This window comes from Ruegeria sp. SATB045 (assembly GCF_059613525.1).
Genome location: NZ_JBXWSR010000028.1, coordinates 251,557 through 266,706 on the forward strand (window position 1 = coordinate 251,557; position 15,150 = coordinate 266,706).

General features: G+C 59.0%; 16 protein-coding genes. 13 read left to right on the plus strand and 3 right to left on the minus strand.

The window, feature by feature from the left end; translation table 11 throughout:
• Positions 1 to 2: 2 nt before the first annotated feature.
• Positions 3 to 860 (minus strand): HpcH/HpaI aldolase/citrate lyase family protein, encoded by an 858-nt coding sequence (locus tag AC2FNR_RS16420; protein WP_496850128.1) that lies wholly within the window; start codon positions 858 to 860, stop codon positions 3 to 5.
• A gap of 171 nt (positions 861 to 1,031) precedes the next feature.
• Here AC2FNR_RS16420 and AC2FNR_RS16425 point away from each other — a divergent pair, with 171 nt between their 5' ends.
• On the plus strand, positions 1,032 to 1,331 hold the full coding sequence (locus AC2FNR_RS16425) for a hypothetical protein (RefSeq protein WP_170353520.1): 300 nt from the start codon (positions 1,032 to 1,034) through the stop codon (positions 1,329 to 1,331).
• Here the strand turns inward: AC2FNR_RS16425 and AC2FNR_RS16430 are convergent.
• On the minus strand, positions 1,328 to 2,083 hold the full coding sequence (locus AC2FNR_RS16430; RefSeq protein ID WP_170751795.1) for a sulfite exporter TauE/SafE family protein: 756 nt from the start codon (positions 2,081 to 2,083) through the stop codon (positions 1,328 to 1,330). The genes AC2FNR_RS16425 and AC2FNR_RS16430 overlap by 4 nt on opposite strands.
• A gap of 146 nt (positions 2,084 to 2,229) precedes the next feature.
• Between AC2FNR_RS16430 and mdh the strand changes: the two genes are divergently transcribed.
• The 11 genes from mdh (at position 2,230) to lpdA (ending at position 13,863) form a co-directional block, all read left to right on the plus strand.
• On the plus strand, positions 2,230 to 3,192 hold the full coding sequence (gene mdh / locus AC2FNR_RS16435) for a malate dehydrogenase (protein WP_170353522.1): 963 nt from the start codon (positions 2,230 to 2,232) through the stop codon (positions 3,190 to 3,192).
• A gap of 318 nt (positions 3,193 to 3,510) precedes the next feature.
• Positions 3,511 to 4,704, plus strand: a complete 1,194-nt coding sequence (sucC, locus tag AC2FNR_RS16440) for an ADP-forming succinate--CoA ligase subunit beta (RefSeq protein WP_170353523.1) — start codon at positions 3,511 to 3,513, stop codon at positions 4,702 to 4,704.
• Between the two features lie 82 nt (positions 4,705 to 4,786).
• Positions 4,787 to 5,668, plus strand: coding sequence for a succinate--CoA ligase subunit alpha (gene sucD / locus AC2FNR_RS16445; protein ID WP_170353524.1), 882 nt, complete (start codon positions 4,787 to 4,789; stop codon positions 5,666 to 5,668).
• A gap of 1 nt (position 5,669) precedes the next feature.
• A complete protein-coding gene (locus AC2FNR_RS16450; RefSeq protein WP_496850130.1) occupies positions 5,670 to 6,095 on the plus strand; it encodes a hypothetical protein in 426 nt (141 codons plus the stop codon).
• 24 nt (positions 6,096 to 6,119) lie between these two features.
• On the plus strand, positions 6,120 to 6,662 hold the full coding sequence (locus AC2FNR_RS16455; protein ID WP_170751803.1) for a DUF805 domain-containing protein: 543 nt from the start codon (positions 6,120 to 6,122) through the stop codon (positions 6,660 to 6,662).
• Positions 6,659 to 9,616, plus strand: a complete 2,958-nt coding sequence (locus AC2FNR_RS16460; protein WP_496850131.1) for a 2-oxoglutarate dehydrogenase E1 component — start codon at positions 6,659 to 6,661, stop codon at positions 9,614 to 9,616. Before AC2FNR_RS16455 ends, AC2FNR_RS16460 begins: the two co-directional genes overlap by 4 nt.
• Before the next feature lie 2 nt (positions 9,617 to 9,618).
• Positions 9,619 to 11,124, plus strand: coding sequence for a 2-oxoglutarate dehydrogenase complex dihydrolipoyllysine-residue succinyltransferase (gene odhB, locus AC2FNR_RS16465; protein ID WP_496850133.1), 1,506 nt, complete (start codon positions 9,619 to 9,621; stop codon positions 11,122 to 11,124).
• Positions 11,125 to 11,126: 2 nt separating this feature from the next.
• Positions 11,127 to 11,396 carry a hypothetical protein gene (locus AC2FNR_RS16470; protein ID WP_170751809.1) on the plus strand — a complete coding sequence of 90 codons (270 nt, stop codon included), beginning with the start codon at positions 11,127 to 11,129 and terminating at the stop codon, positions 11,394 to 11,396.
• Between the two features lie 129 nt (positions 11,397 to 11,525).
• Positions 11,526 to 11,918 (plus strand): MAPEG family protein, encoded by a 393-nt coding sequence (locus tag AC2FNR_RS16475; protein WP_209195342.1) that lies wholly within the window; start codon positions 11,526 to 11,528, stop codon positions 11,916 to 11,918.
• A gap of 87 nt (positions 11,919 to 12,005) precedes the next feature.
• Entirely contained in the window at positions 12,006 to 12,395 is a 390-nt protein-coding gene (locus tag AC2FNR_RS16480; protein ID WP_496850135.1) for an MAPEG family protein, read from the plus strand.
• A gap of 79 nt (positions 12,396 to 12,474) precedes the next feature.
• Entirely contained in the window at positions 12,475 to 13,863 is a 1,389-nt protein-coding gene (gene lpdA, locus AC2FNR_RS16485; RefSeq protein WP_496850137.1) for a dihydrolipoyl dehydrogenase, read from the plus strand.
• A gap of 18 nt (positions 13,864 to 13,881) precedes the next feature.
• On the opposite strand, the gene AC2FNR_RS16490 is transcribed toward lpdA, so the two are convergent.
• The gene (locus tag AC2FNR_RS16490; RefSeq protein ID WP_496850138.1) at positions 13,882 to 14,448 is read right to left on the minus strand and encodes a TetR/AcrR family transcriptional regulator; all 567 of its coding nucleotides are present in this window, start codon (positions 14,446 to 14,448) and stop codon (positions 13,882 to 13,884) included.
• 101 nt (positions 14,449 to 14,549) lie between these two features.
• On the opposite strand from AC2FNR_RS16490, the gene AC2FNR_RS16495 reads away from it, so the two are divergent.
• On the plus strand, positions 14,550 to 15,143 hold the full coding sequence (locus tag AC2FNR_RS16495; RefSeq protein WP_170353534.1) for an NAD(P)H-dependent oxidoreductase: 594 nt from the start codon (positions 14,550 to 14,552) through the stop codon (positions 15,141 to 15,143).
• Positions 15,144 to 15,150: the final 7 nt, after the last annotated feature.

Sequence of the window (15,150 nt, forward strand, 5' to 3'; positions counted from 1 at the left end):
GCTTACCCCGCTTGCAAAGCTGAAATCGCCTCTGCTTTTGCCAGAATTTCGCGGGCGGTTGCAACGTGCAGGTTCTCAACAATTTTGCCATCCACGACAGCGACGCCCTGCCCCTGCGCTTCGACCTCTTCAAAGGCCGCGATCTGACGTTGGGCCAGATCGATTTCCGCATCCGAGGGCGCATAGGCCGCGTTGGTGATTTCGACCTGAGCCGGGTGTATCAGCGTCTTGCCGTCAAAGCCCATATCGCGGCCCTGCGTACATTCTGCGGCTAGCCCCTCGTCATCCTTGAAGGCGTTATAAACGCCGTCCACGATGATCAGGCCCTCGGCCTTGGCGGCCAGCAGACACAGGCCCAGCGAGGTCATCAGCGGCAGGCGATCGGGACGGAAACGGGTCTGCAATTCCTTGGCCAGGTCATTGGTGCCCATCACAAAGCCTGCCATCAGCGGATGCGCCGCGATTTCGGCGGCGTTCAACATTCCGCGCGGTGTCTCCATCATCGCCCAGGTCGGCATATCTCCTGTGATCGCCGCCAGAGCGTCTACATCAGCGGCCGAGTTCACCTTAGGCAACAGAACCACATCGGCATCCATGTCCGGCACGGCCTCGGCATCAGCACGGCCCCATTCGGTGTCCAGCCCGTTGATGCGCACGATCTTGACCCGCGCGCCGTATCCGCCAGCAGCCAGAGCGGCCTTGAGCGTTTCACGCGCGTTCTCTTTTTCATCCGCTGCGACGGCATCTTCCAGATCAAAGATGATCGCGTCGACCGGCAGGCTGCGCGCCTTGTCCAGCGCCCGATCTTTCGAGCCGGGGATATACAGAACAGAACGATAGGGGCGCTGACGGGGGTCCATTGGCCTCTCCCTTAAGAAATAAAGTTGCGCGGAATGGGGCATTTTTTGCCGGAAAGTTCAAGAGCAAAATCGCCGCATTGCAGCATAAGCGACGCAACGTGCGTTGGCTTAACCGGATTTCGGTGCCTCGCCTGCACCCTTTGGGGCAGATGGAATCGAAAGGGTGCACGGATGAAAAAGACGCTGTTCAAGATGACGATGGGGCTGGGCATCATGGTGCTGGCCGCCCAGCAGGTACAGGCCCGGAACTGCGCCCCGCGCGAAGACGTGGTCAAGCGGTTGACCGAAACCTATGGCGAGACCCGTCAGGGCATCGGCATCGCGCGCCGAGGCGCGGTGATGGAGGTCTATGCCTCGGACACAAGCGGTAGTTGGACGATCACGGTGACGATGCCAGACGGAATGACCTGTCTGATCGCGTCCGGTCAGTCTTATGAGGACATGGCCGAGGCGCTGCCGCCCAACGTCTAGGTCAGCGCATCCCAGATCAGTTTGCTGCCGGTCAGGGTCAGCAGGACATAAGCGATGCCAAAGAACAGGCGCTCTGACAGCATGAAATGCGCCCGGACGCCCAGCCACGCGCCAAGAATGGCGAAAGGGGTCAGTAGTAGATCCGCCAGCGCCGTGTGCCATGTGAACAGGCCCAAATAGGCGAAGGGCACGAATTTCGCTGCGTTGATGACCCAGAAAACCAGCACGGTGCTGGCCTGAAACTCGGTCTTCGTCAGGCGTTGCGACAGCAGGTATACGGCTGCGGGCGGGCCGCCGGCGTGGCTGACAAAGCTGGTGAACCCGGCCACCAGCCCCGCAAACAGCCCGGCCGAGGGTGGCAGCCGGTTGGCAAAGCCGCGAATCCAGCCCTTGCTTTGCGCCACATGCCAGACCACGAACCCGACCGAGATCCCCCCGATCAGCAGACGCAGCAAATCGTCATCTGTCACGCGATACAGCCACGCGCCCAGCGCGATACCAGGCACAGCGCCAAGGATCAGCAGGCGCGAATCCGGCCAGCTCCAGCGTTTCCAATAGGGTTTCAGCGTGGCGACGTCGATCACCATCAGGATCGGCAGCATCAGCGCCAGCGCCTGTCCCGGCGTCAGGATCAGCGCCAGAATCGACGAAGACGCGAAGGCCACGCCCGACCCGAACCCGCCCTTGGAAATGCCGGCGAAGATCACGGCCGGGATCGCCACGGCAAAAAACATCAGGTCCAGTTCGAACATTTAGTCTTCCGAATACTTCAGGAATCGCGCCCCTCGGACAGCACAAATACGGTATGCGGTTGTATGCCACGCAGCACAACCCTTGCACAAATCCGTTTTACCGACTAGCACAACCGCGATTTCTAACCCCATCGGAGATTTTCCACATGGCCAGACCCAAGATCGCGCTGATCGGCGCAGGTCAGATCGGCGGCACGCTCGCCCACCTCGCTGCAATGAAAGAACTGGGTGACGTCGTCCTGTTCGACATCGCCGAAGGCACCCCCGAAGGCAAGGCGCTGGACATCGCAGAATCCGGCCCCTCCGAAGGGTTCGACGCCAAGCTGAAGGGCACCCAGTCCTACGAAGACATCGCAGGCGCGGACGTCTGCATTGTGACCGCCGGTGTACCCCGCAAACCGGGCATGAGCCGCGACGACCTGCTGGGCATCAACCTGAAGGTCATGAAATCCGTGGGTGAAGGCATCGCTGCCAATGCTCCTGATGCGTTCGTCATCTGCATCACCAACCCGCTGGACGCAATGGTCTGGGCGCTGCGCGAATTCTCGGGCCTGCCTCACAACAAGGTCTGCGGCATGGCCGGCGTTCTGGACTCGGGCCGTTTTGCCCATTTCCTGTCGGAAGAATTCAACGTCTCGATGCGCGATGTGACCGCATTTGTGCTGGGCGGCCACGGCGACACCATGGTGCCGTCGGTGCGCTACTCGACCGTTGCCGGTATCCCGCTGCCCGATCTGGTCGAGATGGGCTGGACCACGCAGGAGAAACTGGACGCCATCGTTCAGCGCACCCGTGACGGCGGTGCCGAAATCGTTGGCCTGCTGAAGACCGGCTCGGCCTTCTATGCTCCGGCCACCTCGGCGATCGAAATGGCCGAAGCCTATCTGAAAGACCAGAAGCGCGTTCTGCCCTGTGCCGCCTATTGCAATGGCGAGCTGGGCGTAGATGGCATGTATGTCGGCGTCCCCACCGTGATCGGCGCAGGCGGCATCGAACGTGTTGTCGACATCAAGCTCAACGAAGAAGAGCAAGCCGGTTTCGACAACTCGGTCAACGCCGTGAAGGGCCTGATCGAAGCGTGCAAGGGTATCGACAGCTCTCTGGCCTGATCCTTCCACAGCACAAAATTCAAAAAAACCGGTCCTCTTTGGGCCGGTTTTCTTTTGCAATCAAGGCTGATGTTAGACGTGTCGCCAATGTTGGCGCAAACGTCGCAAATCCTTTATTTGTTGGCACCAATGGCCATGCGCATCCAGATATCGAATCAACATACACCGCCCACAAAATTTGTGATCACACCAGAAAATACTGTGATCACAAATGCTGAAAATCTTTGCTAAAAACTGCGTCGGCGGCAAAAAAACCTTTAAACTTGTCCCCTAGACACCCCTATAACGATCTAATCGTAGTCAGACGGGACAATTTCGATGAATATTCACGAATACCAAGCCAAGGCTCTTCTTCGCAGCTATGGCGCTCCGGTCTCCGAAGGTCGCGCGGTTCTGCGCGCCGAGGAAGCCAAAACCGCAGCCGGTGAACTGGATGGCCCCCTTTGGGTTGTCAAAGCCCAAATCCACGCAGGTGGCCGCGGCAAGGGCTCGTTCAAAGAGGCCGACGCCGGTGAAAAGGGCGGTGTCCGTCTGACCAAATCGGTCGAAGAGGCCGCCGAAGAAGCCAAAAAGATGCTGGGCCGCACGCTGGTTACACATCAGACCGGCCCCGCGGGCAAGCAGGTCAACCGCATTTATATCGAGGCCGGGTCCGGCATCGAGCGTGAGTTGTATCTGGCGCTGCTGGTGGATCGCCAGACCAGCCGCATTTCCTTTGTCTGCTCGACCGAAGGCGGCATGGACATCGAAGAAGTCGCCGAGTCCACGCCCGAGAAAATCCTGTCCTTCTCGGTGGACCCTGTGACCGGCTATCAGGCCTATCACGGTCGTCGCATCGCCTTCTCGCTGGGTTTGCAAGGCGCGCAGGTCAAGCAATGCGTCAAGCTGATGGGTCAGCTGTACCAGGCCTTCGTCGAGAAGGACATGGAGATGCTGGAGATCAACCCGCTGATCGTGGCCGAAGGCGGCGACCTCAAGGTGCTGGACGCCAAGCTGGGCTTTGACGGCAACGCAGTCTACCGCCACCCCGACATCGCTGAACTGCGCGACGAGACCGAGGAAGACCCCAAAGAACTCGAAGCCTCGAAATACGACCTGAACTACATCGCGCTGGATGGTGAGATTGGGTGCATGGTGAACGGTGCCGGTCTGGCGATGGCGACCATGGACATCATCAAACTGTATGGTGCCGAGCCTGCCAACTTCCTCGATGTAGGTGGCGGAGCCACCAAAGAGAAAGTGACCGAGGCGTTCAAGATCATCACCTCGGACCCGAACGTCAAAGGCATTCTGGTCAACATCTTCGGCGGCATCATGCGCTGTGATGTGATTGCCGAAGGCGTAGTCGCCGCGGTGAAAGAGGTCGGCCTCAAGGTTCCCCTGGTCGTGCGTCTGGAAGGCACGAACGTTGAGAAGGGCAAAGAGATCATCAACACCTCTGGCCTGGACGTAATCGCAGCGGACAACCTGAAAGACGGTGCCGAGAAGATCGTGAAGGCCGTCAAAGGCTGATGTCATCCCGTTGGATGGGCTTCGGCCCATCTTTCCCAAGATTTCGGTGGGCTGAGGCCCGCCCTACAAAGGAGAACGCCAGATGGCAGTCCTCATCGACGAAAATACCAAAGTGATCTGTCAGGGCTTTACCGGCTCGCAGGGCACATTCCACTCTGAACAGGCCATTGCTTATGGCACCAAGATGGTCGGCGGCGTGACCCCCGGCAAAGGCGGGATGACCCATCTTGACCTGCCCGTGTTCAACTCGGTCCACGAGGCCAAGCATGTGACCGAAGCCAATGCCTCGGTTATCTATGTGCCACCGCCCTTCGCAGCTGACTCGATCCTCGAAGCGATTGACGCCGAGATGGAAGTGATCGTCTGCATCACCGAAGGCATCCCGGTTCTGGACATGATGAAGGTAAAGCGCGCGCTGGAAGGCTCCAAATCGCGCCTGATCGGCCCGAACTGCCCCGGTGTCATCACGCCGGATGCCTGCAAGATCGGCATCATGCCCGGCCACATCCACAAGCGCGGCTCGGTCGGCGTTGTGTCTCGTTCCGGTACCCTCACTTATGAGGCTGTCAAACAGACCACTGACGTGGGTCTGGGCCAGTCAACCTGCGTCGGCATCGGCGGCGACCCGATCAAAGGCACCGAACATATCGACGTGCTGGAATGGTTCCTGGCCGATGACGAGACCCACTCGATCATCATGATCGGTGAGATCGGTGGCTCGGCCGAGGAAGAGGCCGCTCAGTTCCTGGCGGATGAAGCCAAGAAGGGCCGCAAAAAGCCGGTTGCCGGTTTCATCGCTGGGCGCACAGCCCCTCCGGGCCGCCGCATGGGCCACGCGGGCGCGATCGTCGCTGGCGGCAAAGGCGGTGCCGAGGACAAGATCGAAGCCATGCGCTCGGCCGGTATCGTCGTGGCAGAAAGCCCGGCAACGCTGGGTGAGGCCGTGCTGGAAGCAATTGGGTAAAATGGAACAGGCGCTGATCTCAGAACTGAGGGCAGCGCCCGCCCAAGGGGTGGGCAAAAAGCACCCGCCCTCTGGGGCGGGTTGGGCGATGCCCGGCGGTGCCCACCGTGCGGGTCTCTTAATTTTGCTCTCCTTTCTAGGAACATCTGTTGCATCCCAAAACTCTGGTATTGTTCCAATGGATCAATTCGTTGTTCGAGCTATTCCAGGCCTCGATGGTGCCGAAACAGATTTACTAGAGAACGACAAGATCGCTTTCACCTATCTGAACATTCGAGTTGACGACGCCGAAATGCGTGCAGCGGCCGAATTATGGTGTTCACAGTTTGACGGAAAAGCGCGTTTGGTTTCAGACGTGCAAGTGGGACGTTACTACTGGTTGCTCGAACGTCGTCAAACTACGTTTGATTGCACCGGTGTAAACTAAAGAGGAGGAAGAGTTTAAATCGCCATGACCTTCTCCGATGCCATCCGCACCTGTTTCTCCAAGTTCTTCACGTTCTCTGGTCGCGCCTCGCGGCCTGAATACTGGTTCTTTTTCCTGTTCATCGTGATCTGGAGCCTCATCGCAGGTTTCATCGACCTTCAGTTTTTCACGCAAGTCGCCACGACCGAGACCGAAACGACGAAATCCGTCGCTGCCACATCGAGTCAACCGGTGCAGAGCATTGTCAGCCTAATCGTCTTCTTCCCGCATCTCGCGGTCGCATGGCGGCGAATGCATGATACCGGACGCAGCGGGCTTTATGCTCTGTTTCCGCTGCTCCTGATGGCCGGGGCCGTTGCGGTGCTGGTGTTCGGTATCGGCATGGCGTCCAGCTTCCAGCATGGCGGCAACCTGGATGTCCTGTTCACCCGCGCGACTTTACTGATTGTTATACCCACCCTTCTAATCCTGATGATCTCGCCGCTTCTGGTGCTGTGGTGGCTGACCCGCCCCAGCCAGCCAGGCACCAACAAATACGGTCCCAACCCATATGAGGTAACCCAATGACCGAGCACTCGCCCAACTCCGCCTTTCATGCCTCAAGCTTCATGCAGGGGCACAACGCCGAATACCTGGAGCAGCTTTACGCTCAATACACGCGCGACCCGAACGCGGTTGATGCGGCCTGGGCCGAGTTCTTTCGCGCCATGGGCGATGCCTCGCCGGATGTGCAGCGCGAGGCCGAGGGGCCATCCTGGGCGCGCACCGACTGGCCGCCGATGCCGGCGGATGACCTGACCGGGGCGCTCACGGGCGAGTGGGCCGAGATTGACGCCAAGGCGGCGGGCAACAAGATCAAAGATAAGGCGGCGGCCAAGGGCGTTGAGGTCAGCGAAGACCAGATCAAGCGCGCGGTGCTGGACAGCCTGCGGGCCTTGATGCTGATCCGGGCCTATCGGATTCGGGGCCATCTGGCCGCTGATCTCGACCCGCTGGGGATGCGCGCCGCAACAAACCACCCCGAGCTGGATCCAAAGACCTATGGCTTTACCGAGGCCGACATGGACCGGCCGATCTTTATCGACAACGTGCTGGGCCTGCAGATGGCCTCGATGCGGCAGATCGTTGATATCGTGAAACGCACATATTGCGGCACCTTTGCGCTGCAATACATGCATATCTCAGATCCAGAACAGGCTGCTTGGCTGAAGGAACGGATCGAAGGCTACGGTAAGGAAATTGCATTCACCAAGGAAGGACGCAAAGCCATCCTGAACAAGATGGTCGAAGCTGAGGGCTTCGAGAAATTCCTTCACGTCAAATACATGGGCACCAAGCGGTTCGGCCTGGACGGCGGTGAGGCTCTGATCCCCGCGATGGAACAGATCATCAAGCGCGGCGGCGCGCTGGGTGTGCGTGACATTGTTATCGGGATGCCGCACCGAGGCCGTCTTAACATTCTGGCCAACGTGATGCGCAAACCCTATCGCGCGATCTTTAACGAATTCCAGGGCGGCAGCTTCAAGCCCGAAGATGTGGATGGCTCAGGCGATGTAAAATACCACCTCGGCGCCTCGAGCGACCGCGAGTTTGATGGCAACAGCGTTCACCTGTCGCTGACGGCCAACCCCTCGCACCTTGAGGCGGTGAACCCCGTCGTTCTGGGCAAGGTCCGCGCTAAGCAGGACCAGTTGAAAGACAGCGAGCGTACCGCTGTGATGGGCATCCTGCTGCATGGCGACGCGGCCTTTGCTGGTCAGGGTGTTGTGGCCGAAGGGTTTGGCCTGTCGGGTCTGCGCGGTCACAAAACCGGCGGCACCATGCATATCGTGGTGAACAACCAGATCGGGTTCACCACTGCGCCGCATTTCAGCCGCTCCAGCCCCTACCCAACCGATATCGCGCTGATGGTTGAGGCACCGATCTTCCACGTGAACGGTGACGACCCTGAGGCCGTGGTTCATGCCGCCAAGGTCGCGACCGAGTTCCGCCAGAAGTTCCACAAGGATGTGGTCATCGACATCTTCTGCTACCGCCGGTTTGGTCACAACGAGGGCGACGAGCCCATGTTCACCAACCCGATCATGTACAAGAAGATCAAGACACATAAGACGACCCTGTCGCTGTATACCGAGCGTCTGGTCAAAGACGGCCTGATCCCCGAAGGCGAGATCGAGGATATGAAAGCCGCCTTCCAGGCGCAGCTGAATGACGAGTTCGAAGCCGGGAAAGACTATAAGCCCAACAAGGCCGACTGGTTGGATGGGCGCTGGTCACATCTGGACAAGAATAAAGACGAATATGTCAGGGGCGATACCGCGATCACGCCAGAAACTATGGCCGAGGTCGGCACAGCCCTGACCCATGTTCCTGCGGATATTGCTTTGCACAAAACAGTGGGCCGTCTTTTGGACCACAAAAAGCAGATGTTCGACAATGGCAAAGGCTTTGACTGGGCTACGGGTGAGGCGCTGGCCTTCGGGTCGCTTTTGACCGAAGGCTATCCGGTGCGTCTGTCTGGCCAAGACGCGACACGCGGGACGTTCAGCCAACGCCATTCTGGCTTTGTCCATCAGGAAACAGAAGAGCGGTACTATCCGCTGAACAACATCCGGGCCGGTCAATCACAGTACGAGGTGATCGACTCGATGCTGTCGGAATACGCGGTGCTTGGGTTCGAATATGGCTATTCGCTGGCCGAACCCAACGCGCTGACCCTGTGGGAAGCGCAGTTTGGCGACTTTGCCAACGGCGCGCAGATCATGTTCGACCAGTTCATCAGCTCGGGCGAAAGCAAATGGCTGCGCATGTCTGGTCTGGTCACGCTGCTGCCGCACGGGTTCGAAGGGCAAGGCCCCGAACACTCGTCAGCGCGTCTGGAACGGTTCCTGCAGATGTGCGGTCAGGACAACTGGATCGTGGCAAACTGTACGACGCCTGCGAACTATTTCCACATCTTGCGCCGTCAGCTGCACCGGACCTTCCGCAAACCGCTGATCCTGGTGACGCCGAAATCGCTGTTGCGGCACAAGCTGGCCGTCAGCACGGCTGCGGATTTCACCACCGGCTCCAGCTTCCATCGGGTGCTGTGGGATGACGCGCAGCATGGCAATTCTGACACCAAGCTGGTCAAGGATGACAAGATCAAGCGAGTCGTTCTGTGTTCGGGCAAGGTCTACTATGACTTGCTGGAAGAACGGGACGCGCGCGGCATCGACGACGTCTATCTAATGCGGATCGAGCAATATTATCCTTTCCCGGCGCACTCGCTGATCAACGAGCTTGAGCGTTTCAAGGGCGCCGAGATCGTCTGGTGTCAGGAAGAGCCCAAGAACCAAGGTGCCTGGACCTTTATCGAACCCAACATCGAATGGGTTTTGACCCGGATTAAAGCCAAACATACACGGCCCCGCTATGTCGGTCGCGCCACTTCGGCCTCGCCCGCGACGGGTTTGGCCAGCCAACACAAAGCCCAACAAGAAGCGCTGGTGAACGAAGCGCTGAGCATTGAAGGAAAGTAATGATGTCCATTGAAGTTCGTGTTCCCACGCTGGGCGAGTCGGTCACTGAAGCCACGGTTGCCACATGGTTCAAAAAGCCTGGAGATGCGGTGGCAGTTGACGAAATGCTCTGCGAGCTAGAGACCGACAAGGTCACCGTCGAGGTCCCCGCCCCCGCTGCAGGTGTAATGGGTGAAATCGTCGCCGCCGAAGGTGAAACCGTTGGCGTTGACGCGCTGCTGGCCACGATCGCGGCAGGCGAAGGCGCTGCCCCCGCCCCAGCGGCGGCGGCGGCCCCTGCGGCAGACGCTCCGGCAGCATCAGGCGACAGTGTCGACGTGATGGTTCCCACGCTGGGCGAATCCGTAACCGAGGCAACCGTGTCCACATGGTTCAAACAGGTGGGCGACGCCGTCGCGCAGGACGAAATGCTGTGTGAGCTGGAAACCGACAAGGTTTCGGTCGAAGTTCCGGCCCCGGCGGCGGGCGTTCTGGCCGAAATCACCGCCCCCGAAGGCACCACGGTGGATGCCTCGGCCAAGCTGGCCGTGATCTCGGGCGCGGGTGCTGTAGCGGCTCCGGCGGCTGCTCCGGCAGCGGCGGCCCCTGCGGCTGCGGCCACCGGCAAGGATGTGTCCAACGCGCCTTCGGCTGAGAAAGCGATGGCCGAGGCCGGTCTGTCCGCAGGTCAAGTCACAGGCACAGGCCGCGACGGTCGCATCATGAAAGAGGACGTGGCCCGCGCCGTGGCAACGGCTGCAGCACCTGCACCTGCTGCTGCTCCGGCTCCGGCCCCTGCGCCGCGTGCCCCTGTGGCCGCTGACGATGCCGCGCGCGAAGAACGGGTCAAGATGACCCGCCTGCGTCAGACCATCGCCAAACGCCTGAAAGACAGCCAAAACACCGCCGCCATGCTGACCACCTATAACGAGGTGGACATGACCGAGGTGATGGCCCTGCGCAGCCAGTACAAGGACCAGTTCGAGAAGAAGCACGGCGTGCGTCTGGGCTTTATGTCCTTCTTCACCAAGGCCTGCTGCCACGCGCTGAAAGAAGTGCCCGAGGTGAATGCCGAGATCGACGGCACCGACATTGTCTACAAAAACTTCGTCCATATGGGCGTGGCCGCCGGTACGCCGACCGGTCTGGTGGTTCCGGTCATTCGCGACGCTGACAGCATGTCCTTTGCGGCGATCGAAAAAGCCATCGCCGAGAAAGGCAAACGGGCCCGTGACGGCAAGTTGTCGATGGCGGAAATGCAGGGCGGCACCTTCACCATCTCGAACGGTGGTGTTTACGGCTCTCTGATGTCCTCGCCGATCCTGAACCCCCCGCAATCGGGTATTCTGGGCATGCATAAGATTCAGGACCGCCCGATGGCGATCAATGGTCAGGTTGTGATCCGTCCGATGATGTATCTGGCGCTGTCCTATGACCACCGGATCGTCGACGGCAAAGGCGCGGTGACCTTCCTTGTCCGCGTGAAAGAAGCGCTGGAAGATCCGCGCCGCCTGCTGATGGATCTGTAATCATGGCAACACATGTTCTGTGGCAGGCCGATGTGGCCGATTTTGACGCCTGGCTGACCGTGTTCCGCGAAGATCAGCCTATGCGCAAGGCGGCAGGCATCTACGACCTGCACGTTTGGCGCGACCCCGATCAGCGCGACCACGCCATCGCGATGTTTGAGGTGCGCGATCTGGACAAGGCCCGTGCTTTTCTGGATTCGCAGGAATTGGCCATGCACCACGAACGCGGCGGCGTTGCCCATATCCAGGTGAAACTGCTGCAGCCTGTCTGACTCTGAAACAGCCCGTGTGCGGGACGATCTCGCACACGGGCACGCACATACCTGTGAACCCAGCCTGCCTTCACCCCCGGCGGATGGTAATCGCAAGACCGGACTGAGATTTACAAAAGGATAAACATCATGTCTTCCGAGCTTTCGATACTTGCCCTCTATGGCCTTGTGGTCATCGTTGTGGTGCTGCTGAATGTCCTGACTGCAATGTCTCAGGTCGGGCTGATGACGCTGGGTGGCGCGCGCGATGACATGCCGCCTTTGACCGGAGTTGCCGGACGAGTGGAACGCGCACTAGCAAATTCCGTCGTGGCCATGGCCCTGTTCGCCCCTGCAGTTTTGATCCTGTCTGCCAAAGACGCCTTTACCGGTGGTACGTTGTTTGCGGCACAGATCTTTCTGCTCGCACGGATCGCCTTTGTGCCGATCTACGCCTTTGCCATCCCTGTTCCGTTCCTGCGCACCACTGTCTGGCTGGCAGGATTCCTGGCAACGGCTTACCTTTACCTTCAAGCGCTTTAAGGCGCGACTCGCCGCGCCCTGCACAATGGCGCGGCTCTGACACAGTTTGCCGCGATCAGGCTCTGCAACGAATACCGGATGGTAGACATGACCCCCGAAACCACAGTTCTTACCCTGGCCGCCCTGCTTTGGGCCGTTCAGTTCATCGCATATCTGGCCGTCGGCCACGGCAAGATCGACCTGAACAAAGCCATTGGCCCCCGCGACACAGAGGTTGATCGCCCCGGAGCGTCGGGCCGGATGCACCGCGCGCTCAGCAACATGACCGAGGGGCTGACCCTGTTCGCCGTTGCCGCCCTTGTCATTACCGTGACCGGACAATCGACCTCATTCACCGCCACTGCCGCCTGGATTTTTCTGATCGCGCGCGTTCTTTATGTTCCGGCCTATGCGCTGGGCTGGACACCGTGGCGCACAATCATCTGGATGGCCGGCTTTTTAGCAACCGTCGCAATGCTGCTTGCGGCGCTGTTTTAACCGTGTTTCTCAGGTTAGAATAACACGCCAAGGGATCAGGGCGCACGCCCACACCATAGAACAACAAAGGACCATTTGAATGGCAAACTATGACGTCATCGTAATCGGAGCCGGCCCCGGCGGCTATGTCTGTGCCATCCGCTGCGCCCAGCTGGGCCTGAAAACCGCCGTTGTCGAAGGGCGTGACACGCTGGGCGGCACGTGCCTGAATGTGGGCTGTATTCCGTCCAAGGCGCTACTGCACGCCAGCCATCAGCTGCACGAGGCCGAGCACAATTTTGCCAAGATGGGCCTCAAGGGCAAAAGCCCCTCGGTCGACTGGAAGCAGATGCAGTCCTACAAGGATGAGGTGATCGACGGCAACACCAAGGGTATCGAGTTCCTGTTCAAGAAGAACAAGATCGACTGGCTGAAAGGCTGGGGTTCGATCCCCGCTGCCGGTCAGGTCAAAGTGGGGGATGAGGTTCATACCGCCAAGAACATCATCATCGCATCTGGGTCCGAGCCGTCCTCGCTGCCCGGAGTTGAGGTGGATGAAAAGGTCGTCGTGACCTCGACCGGCGCGCTGTCGCTGGGCAAGATCCCGAAAAAGATGGTCGTGATCGGCGCGGGCGTAATCGGGCTGGAACTGGGCTCGGTCTATCAGCGTCTGGGGGCCGAGGTGACGGTGATCGAATTCCTCGACGTGATTACGCCGGGCATGGACCCCGAGGTTCAAAAGACCTTCCAGCGTATCCTCAAGAAGCAGGGCCTGAAATTTGTCATGGGCGCCGCCGTGCAAAAGACCGAGGCCACCAAGACGAAGGCCAAGGTCACCTACAAGCTGCGCAAAGATGACAGCGAGCATGTGATTGAGGCTGACACCGTGCTGGTCGCCACCGGGCGCAAGCCATTCTCGGACGGTCTGGGACTGGAGGTTTTGGGAGTCGAGATGACCCAGCGCGGTCAGATCAAAGTGGGGGCCGACTGGCAGACCAACGTGCCCGGCATCTATGCCATCGGCGATGTGACCGAGGGCCCGATGCTGGCCCACAAGGCCGAGGATGAGGGCATGGCCGCAGCCGAACAGGTCGCGGGCAAGCATGGCCATGTGAATTATGGAGTCATTCCGGGCGTCATCTACACCTGGCCGGAGGTCGCCAATGTCGGTGAGACCGAGGAAACCCTGAAAGCTGCAGGTCGCGCCTATAAGGTCGGCAAGTTCATGTTCATGGGCAATGGACGTGCCAAGGCGAACTTCGCCGCTGATGGGTTCGTCAAGATTCTGGCCGACGAAGAGACCGACCGCATTCTTGGCGCCCACATCATCGGCCCCGCAGCGGGTGATCTGATCCACGAGGTCTGCGTTGCAATGGAATTCGGGGCCTCAGCCGAGGATCTGGCCCTGACCTGCCACGCGCACCCGACCTATTCCGAGGCGGTACGCGAAGCGGCGCTGGCCTGCGGCGACGGTCCGATCCACAGTTAAGTTATGTGACCCCGGCGACTACTTTGCCGGGGTCAACCACGCTATCAAATATCCCTCTAGTCGGTCTGTAAACGTGCTGGCCGAGTGTAGCGCGCAGAATTTCAGCGACATCGCTTGCAAGGCAAAGGCCTGAACCCCTTCGGCCTGTAGGTCCGCCGAAATATCCTGACGCAATTGGGCGGTTTTCAACCAATCGGAAACCAGACGGAAATACCTTTCGAAACACTGCGCAATCGGGCCTATTTCAGCGATCGCCGCCGCCCCTGAATAACGCAGTATCAGATCGAACACATAGCGTTCGGACATCATAAAACTGTGTATCGGCTCCAACGCTACCACAATTTGGTGCACGTTTTGCGGGGACGATCCAGCTTCGACAGAATCAAAACACGCGCTTAGCTTTTCGCCAATCAGGATTTCCATCAAGGCGTCCTTGTCCTTGAAATGCGCAAAGAACGTGCCCTTTGCGACGCCGGCAATCTGCACCACTTCCTCAACACGCAGAGCTTCAAACCCGCCGCTCTCAACAACTTCTGCCGCAGCAGCCAACAGACGCGCTCGAGTTTTCAAAGTACGTTTTTGCATAAGGTTCTTTCGCACAGTTTTTGACCGTGGTCAAATTTTTATTGACCACGGTCATTTTTGATTCTAAATAAATGACCGTGGTCACTTTTAGGAGAAATCAAATGAAACTCAAAAAGATCCTCATCCTTGATGGGCACCCGGCTGAAAACAGCCTGTCCCGGACTTTCGCACAGACCTACGCAGACGCTGCACGCGCCAAAGGACATGAAATACGAATGGTTCATCTGAGCGAACTGCAGTTCGATCACGACTTTGGCCAGGGCAATTACCAGAATTTCAAACCGTTGGAGCCGGTGTTGGAGCAGGTTTTGCAAGACGTCGAATGGAGTGATCATCTGGTTTTGACGACACCGATGTGGTGGGGTGGTCTTCCCGCCAAGCTGAAGGGATTGATAGACCGGATGTTCATCCCGGGCCGAACCTTTGACACCAGAAACACCACCCTGGCAGGCTTGCCCGCACCCTTACTTTCCGGCCGCACAGCGCGCGTGATCCTGACGTCAGACACACCTGGCTGGTTTATGCGGCTTGTCTACCGGCAGGCTCTGGTAAGGCAGATCAAAGGTCAGATTCTTGGATTTGTCGGCTTTAAACCGACCCGATTCACTTATTTCGCCGGGGCGAGCCAACCCAAAGAAGGCCTCGTGGAACAATGGATCTCACATATCGCTAAGATCGGAGCAGCCGCAATTTGACATTCTG